The sequence below is a fragment of the Pseudophaeobacter sp. genome, from assembly GCF_039971195.1.
In the GTDB taxonomy this organism is placed as follows: Bacteria; Pseudomonadota; Alphaproteobacteria; order Rhodobacterales; family Rhodobacteraceae; genus Pseudophaeobacter.
Window position 1 is genome coordinate 1 of sequence record NZ_JBDWPJ010000161.1, and the last position, 5,814, is coordinate 5,814.

A 5,814-nucleotide genomic window follows, 5' to 3' on the forward strand; every position below is an offset into this window, starting at 1 on the left:
TCGGAAAATACGGCGCAAGCCGCAGCATCTGATCGTCGCTCAGCCAGTAAAGGTTACGCATCATGCCCCCAATCGTTTGGCGGCGTGAAACATACCGACCAATCAAGTTCAATGCCGCTTATCGGTCCAGAGCCTAGGTTGGCGTGTCCAGCAGGGTGAACTCTTGCGCCAGCCAAGGCAGGCGGGCGACGCAAGGATCCACCATTTGCCGCTTGATCAGCCCCTGGGTGGTCTGCGCGACGGTGCGGGGCAGGTCATCGGCCCAGTCCTTGCTGGCAAAGAGCGAGATGGTGCGGGCCGCAGTGCCAAAGGGCAGCGGGAAGGCTTCGATCTCGTCATGAAAACGCGCCGCCCGCATATAGCCCAGCGGCGTTGTCACCGCCCAGCCGATCCGGCGGGCGACCATGGCCATCAACGCCAGATGCGAGCCGATTTCAAAGCGGTTTTCAAACTCCAGTTGCAGGGCCTGAACCTGGGCCTCGATCTGCTGCGAGATCAGTTGGTCCGCTGCGTAGCGCAGGAAGGGCAGCTGATTGAGCTGATCTGCGGCCTCGCTTTGACTGGCAAAAAAGCCCTTGGGGGCCACAAGAATAAAGGGGTCCTGCACCAGCGGGAATTCTGTCAGCCCGTCCTGCGGCGCGCCGGTTGTTGCGGTTACCGCCAGGTGAATTTCATCGGTTTCGATGGCGCGTAGGATATCGTGGCTGGAGGCGGTGATCATCTTGAAGCGACATTCCGTCAGGCTTTCGGCCAGGGCAGTGGCCAGGCGCGGGGTGAGGTCGTTGTCAAAGTCATCGATCAAACCAATGGAGAGCGCTGGCAGATGGCTGAGATCCATCATCGACAGTTCGCTTTGGGCCAGCCGCAGTTCGGATAAAACCGCATGGGTACGGGCGAGGAAATTGCGCCCGGCAGAGGTTGGCACCATAGGGCGGCGGCCATGATCCACCAGATCTGCGCCCAGGGCTTTTTCAAGGTTCCGCAACTGTTGGCTGACGGCGGGCTGGCTCAGCCCGGTTGCTTGCGCGGTCAGGGCGACGGATCCGGTCTTTGCCAGAGTTTCAAATACCTCCAGCCCTCTGAGTGTGACCCCTTTAATCAACATGCCCGCACTCCAAAAAATGTCTTAACTAACTGTAGTTTCCCCTGCGTGAACTAGGGGGTCAAGGGTGCCTTTGCCGCTGCTGTTCCCCCTAAAGCGGCACTGGCTGGAAACACAAGGGGCTAAAGCACTTTGCGGGAGGTGAGTAGCCCCGTATTTGGCTTTGTGAAATCAGAAGGAGCAGGGCCTGGGGGCTAGCCGCAGGTTTTTGCGGCACTAGCGCCGAAGAGTTTGTAGCGCTCCCAAAGCTGTTCATCGCGGTGATTGCTGGACTGGCGGGTGACCTGGGCCTGATGTGGATCCCCAAACCATTTGGATACGGTTTTGCGCTCGGAAGAGGTCAGCTGCACATTGGCCACTTTTTGGATGCAGCGGCAGAGCGCCGGATTGGCGGCAGAGCGGTCTGAGCTGCGGCAGGCGCGCTCAATCGCGCCGGCCTGGACGGGCTGAACAAAGACGATCTGTGCGGCAAAAACTTGAGCGGCCAATACTGTGCAAAGCACTGCAGAGCGCAGGGAGGTGGGCAGCAATTTCATCAGATGTCCCTCGTGTTTTGCCCCGGATCGTAGGACCGGGTTTGGGGGAATATGGCGAAGCCCGCGCAGAAATTCAATCGTGGTTAAAAACCCTTCACAAATGCGCAGGATTTTGCCGGATTTTTACTGATCTGGAAAATGATGAGAGGGGTGTCTGACCTTGGGAAGGTGCAACGCTATACTCGCGGATGTGGGGGGCTTAAATGAACAGATCCTTAGACCGGCGGTACCGCCGGTCAGCGCCCGACCCTCCCCACGGGAGGGCGCTTTCGCACCCACCCAGGGTCAGGCGCTGACCTTTGAGTTTCAGAGGACGCCTAGTATATTGAGACCAACTTTGACGAGAGCGAATAGTATCCCGCCAATTCCGCCCATGACAGAAATTGCAAGCCCCGCGAGGCGGATCGATTTCACGACGTCACTGTCAAAAGCCTCTGCGCCTTTTTGCGCTAGGTCTTTCCCATTCTGGATAAGCAAAGCCATCTTGGATACGCGGCTGAAGATCCGTGTCGTCACATCCGCGCCGGGCAGGGGCGGCGCGGCATCGGGGAGCGGCAGGAGGGCGTCATTGATCAGCTCGGGAATATCCGTTTCAAAGTCACCCGCCAGTTCCGGCTCGCTGATTTCCGCCAAGACCGGAAGCGCCTGTTGCAACAGATCCTTGTCCTCGGGTGTGAGGGCGTGGATAGCCTGCTGCGCCAGTTGTTCGCGGTTTTTGGCGACCTCTGGATGGTTGGCGCGAATGCCGCGCACGCCTTCCTCGACCGCATTCAGCAGGGCGAGATTTTCCTCATTGTCCGGCAGATCGCGCGTGTCATGCAATTGGCCGCGCAGGCTGCCTGCAACGCGGGTCAGGGTGAGTTCGGCATTCTGCGGGTCGTCTTTGTATTTGGTCAGAACCCGGTTGAGTTTTTTCACTGTGCCGGATCGTTCTGCCAACCCGTTGTGGCCACCGAGGCAATCCTCCAGCGCATCTTCGATTTGTGATAAAAGGGCCGAGAGCGTGGCGGGGTTTTCCACCAGGATCGCTATGGCGCGGAACTTGCCAGTGTCGGGATTGACCTCGATGCGCTCTGCCATTGGCAGCTTTTCAGCGAGCATTCCTGCCTGAATGCGCGCGATTTCCTTGGCGACGGCCTCGGGGCCTGCCTCCCAGATGGCATCCTCAATCAGTGCCACCCGGCGTTGTAGTTCCCAATCGAGCGGTTTGCCGTCAAGGAAGCTTGCGTACCAGTCTAGCCAGAACGACCATTTGGCCTCTTCTCTTAGGTATCGAACAACCCCGAATGATGTTTTGGAACCAAACCCGTTTTTGCCATTGGCTTCTGAATTCGACCTCGACAACCATTGCTGGTAGGCTTCGGAGCTTGGATGACCGGTCAAAAGTTCTTCGCTAGTTGTATGAGCCGATGCAGCATAAGCTTCGCTTGATCCTTGTTCGATGTGAAGCTGTCTCAGGGAGGTTAGTAGGCACCCCAGGGTATCGCCAAATCCGTAGAATATGTTGGAGGCTAAGTTCACACTAGCTTTGACCCGCCCTCCCGGAATCGCGACCTCATTGAAGTCTCTATGCCTCTGTTTGGCATTTGCTGCTGGATCGCTTACCAGATCTTGTGGAAAGGCCTGTGCACATGCATCTAGCGCACGAGATAACCTTCGGGCTACAGGTGGATCGCACAGAACCACCCGAGTAGTGAACAGCGCACGCAGAAACGATAGTGTCGACCTTGCGTTTAGTTGATTGGGCTGTGCCTGAAGCGAAGATCCGTAAGGACCAGATAGCGCAAATGCAATAGCGGTACGTTCCCAGGTCTTCTGATCACGAATAAGCTTTTGAATGTCTTTGCCAACATCATCCATTGACCAAATCCCAGAATCTATACATATCCCCATGCATGACTGATCTGGCCAAAATCCGCAATTTCTCCATCGTCGCCCATATCGACCATGGCAAATCTACCCTCGCTGACCGGCTCATCCAAGAGACCGGCACGGTGGAGGACCGTGATATGAAGGCGCAGCTCCTCGACTCGATGGATATCGAGCGCGAGCGCGGCATCACCATCAAGGCTAATACCGTGCGTATTGATTACAAGGCCGATGACGGCGAGGCTTACGTGCTCAACCTCATCGACACGCCGGGTCACGTTGACTTTGCCTATGAGGTCTCCCGCTCTATGCGCGCGGTTGAAGGCTCCTTGCTGGTGGTCGATAGCACCCAGGGGGTCGAGGCGCAGACATTGGCCAATGTTTATCACGCCATGGAAGCCGATCACGAGATCGTGCCGGTGCTGAATAAGATCGACCTGCCGGCCTCGGATTGTGACCGGGTGGCGGAGCAGATCGAAGATGTGATCGGCATCGAGGCCACGGGCGCCATTCAGGTCTCGGCCAAAACCGGCCAGGGCATCCATGAGACGCTGGAAAGCATCGTCAAGGATCTGCCCGCCCCAACTGGCACCCGCGATGCGCCATTAAAAGCGATGCTGGTGGACAGCTGGTATGACGCCTATCTGGGCGTGATCGTTCTGGTGCGGATCATGGACGGGGTGCTGAAAAAGGGCGAGCGGATCAAGATGCTCTCCAATGGCTCGACCCACCATGTGGATCGCATCGGTGTGTTCCGCCCCGAGATGGAAGTGATCGAGGAGCTGGGCCCCGGTGAGATCGGCTTCCTGACCGCCTCGATCAAGCAGGTGCGTGACACCCGTGTGGGCGATACCATCACCCATGAGAAAAAGGGCACCGAAGAGGTGCTGCCGGGCTTTAAGCCTGCGCAACCGGTGGTGTTCTGTGGCTTGTTCCCGGTTGATAGTTCCGAGTTCGAAGACCTGCGCGACGCCATCGACAAGCTGGCGCTGAACGATGCCTCCTTTAGCTTTGAGATGGAGACCTCTGCGGCGCTGGGCTTTGGCTTCCGCTGTGGCTTCCTGGGGCTCCTGCACCTCGAGGTGATCCGGGACCGGGTGGAGCGCGAATACAATATCGAGCTGATCACCACCGCGCCGAGCGTGGTTTATCACGTCTATATGCGGGACGAGACCATGATCGAGCTGCACAACCCCGCCGATATGCCTGATCTCACCCATGTGGATCACCTGGAAGAGCCGCGCATCAAGGCGACCATTCTGGTGCCGGATGAGTATCTGGGTGACGTGCTGAAGCTGTGCCAGGACCGGCGCGGTATCCAGTCGGATCTGACCTATGCCGGCAGCCGTGCTATGGCGGTTTATGATCTGCCGCTTAATGAGGTGGTGTTTGATTTCTACGACCGGCTCAAATCGGTGACCAAAGGATATGCCTCCTTTGACTATCAGATGACCGGCTATCAAACCGACAATCTGGTCAAGATGTCGGTGCTGGTCAACGACGAGCCGGTGGATGCGCTGTCAATGATGGTGCACCGCGACCGTGCCGAGGCCCGTGGCCGTGCCATGGTGGAAAAGCTGAAAGACCTGATCCCGCGCCATATGTTCAAGATCCCGATCCAGGCGGCCATCGGCGGCAAGGTCATCGCCCGCGAGACGCTCTCGGCGATGCGTAAGGACGTGACGGCCAAATGTTATGGCGGCGACGCAACCCGGAAGAAGAAACTGCTGGAGAAGCAGAAGAAAGGTAAGAAAAAGATGCGTCAGTTCGGCAAGGTCGACATCCCGCAGGAAGCCTTTATTTCCGCCCTCAAAATGGACAGCTAAAGCGGTCCTGACTCACGGCGGGTGGGCGACAGCGGGTGGCACAACCAGCGAGCCTGTCCAGCCCAAGTGTTCTGCGCTGGAAGCTACTGCGAGCGAAGCAGATACAAAGACGAGGCTTCGGCCTCGTCTTTTGCTTGTCCCAAGTAAGGTTATTGACCGGATCGGGGGGGGGGGGGCGGGTCTGCGCCTGACGGCCCTCTTTGGGTGGCCGAAGAGTGTTTGGCCAATCGAGGATGGTGCTTTTGCGACTTTCGGCTTGGCCCCTCCTCCCCAGATCTTGCGAGTTTGTTGATTTCGGTCAATGCCATAGGCTTTCCCCTGGGTAAGCTGATGTGACAGCAACTGATTTGGGAGGATGAGCGATGGACTTTTCAGCACGCAAACAGACGCTTGAGACGCGTAGGAAAGCTTTGGCCGGGCATCTTTTGGAGGTCGAGGGAGCCTTGGATGCGCCGATGCCGCAGGACTGGGAGGATCGATC

4 protein-coding genes and 1 pseudogene are annotated in these 5,814 nt (G+C 57.7%); 2 read left to right on the top strand and 3 right to left on the bottom strand.

The annotated features are described in order from the left end of the window. Positions 1 to 133: 133 nt before the first annotated feature. The 3 genes from ABJP42_RS14410 to ABJP42_RS14420 all read right to left on the bottom strand — a co-directional run bounded on the left by ABJP42_RS14410 (position 134) and on the right by ABJP42_RS14420 (position 3,498). On the bottom strand, positions 134 to 1,105 hold the full coding sequence (locus ABJP42_RS14410) for a LysR family transcriptional regulator (RefSeq protein WP_348341523.1): 972 nt from the start codon (positions 1,103 to 1,105) through the stop codon (positions 134 to 136). A gap of 191 nt (positions 1,106 to 1,296) precedes the next feature. Then, positions 1,297 to 1,638 (bottom strand): hypothetical protein, encoded by a 342-nt coding sequence (locus ABJP42_RS14415; RefSeq protein WP_348341525.1) that lies wholly within the window; start codon positions 1,636 to 1,638, stop codon positions 1,297 to 1,299. 306 nt (positions 1,639 to 1,944) lie between these two features. Beyond that, positions 1,945 to 3,498 carry a hypothetical protein gene (locus ABJP42_RS14420; RefSeq protein WP_348341527.1) on the bottom strand — a complete coding sequence of 518 codons (1,554 nt, stop codon included), beginning with the start codon at positions 3,496 to 3,498 and terminating at the stop codon, positions 1,945 to 1,947. A 35-nt stretch (positions 3,499 to 3,533) separates the two neighbouring features. Between ABJP42_RS14420 and lepA the strand changes: the two genes are divergently transcribed. Beyond that, complete coding sequence (gene lepA, locus ABJP42_RS14425; RefSeq protein WP_348341529.1) at positions 3,534 to 5,333, top strand: translation elongation factor 4; 1,800 nt, start codon at positions 3,534 to 3,536, stop codon at positions 5,331 to 5,333. 362 nt (positions 5,334 to 5,695) lie between these two features. Then, positions 5,696 to 5,814 (top strand): annotated as a pseudogene (locus tag ABJP42_RS14430) (TraR/DksA family transcriptional regulator); the annotation flags it as partial.

Excerpts from the sequence above, each read along its gene's own strand:
- ABJP42_RS14410 (WP_348341523.1), bottom strand. The coding sequence starts at position 1,105 with ATGTTGATTAAAGGGGTCACACTCAGAGGGCTGGAGGTATTTGAAACT.
- ABJP42_RS14415 (WP_348341525.1), bottom strand. The coding sequence starts at position 1,638 with ATGAAATTGCTGCCCACCTCCCTGCGCTCTGCAGTGCTTTGCACAGTA.
- ABJP42_RS14420 (WP_348341527.1), bottom strand. The coding sequence starts at position 3,498 with ATGGATGATGTTGGCAAAGACATTCAAAAGCTTATTCGTGATCAGAAG.
- lepA (WP_348341529.1), top strand. The coding sequence starts at position 3,534 with ATGACTGATCTGGCCAAAATCCGCAATTTCTCCATCGTCGCCCATATC.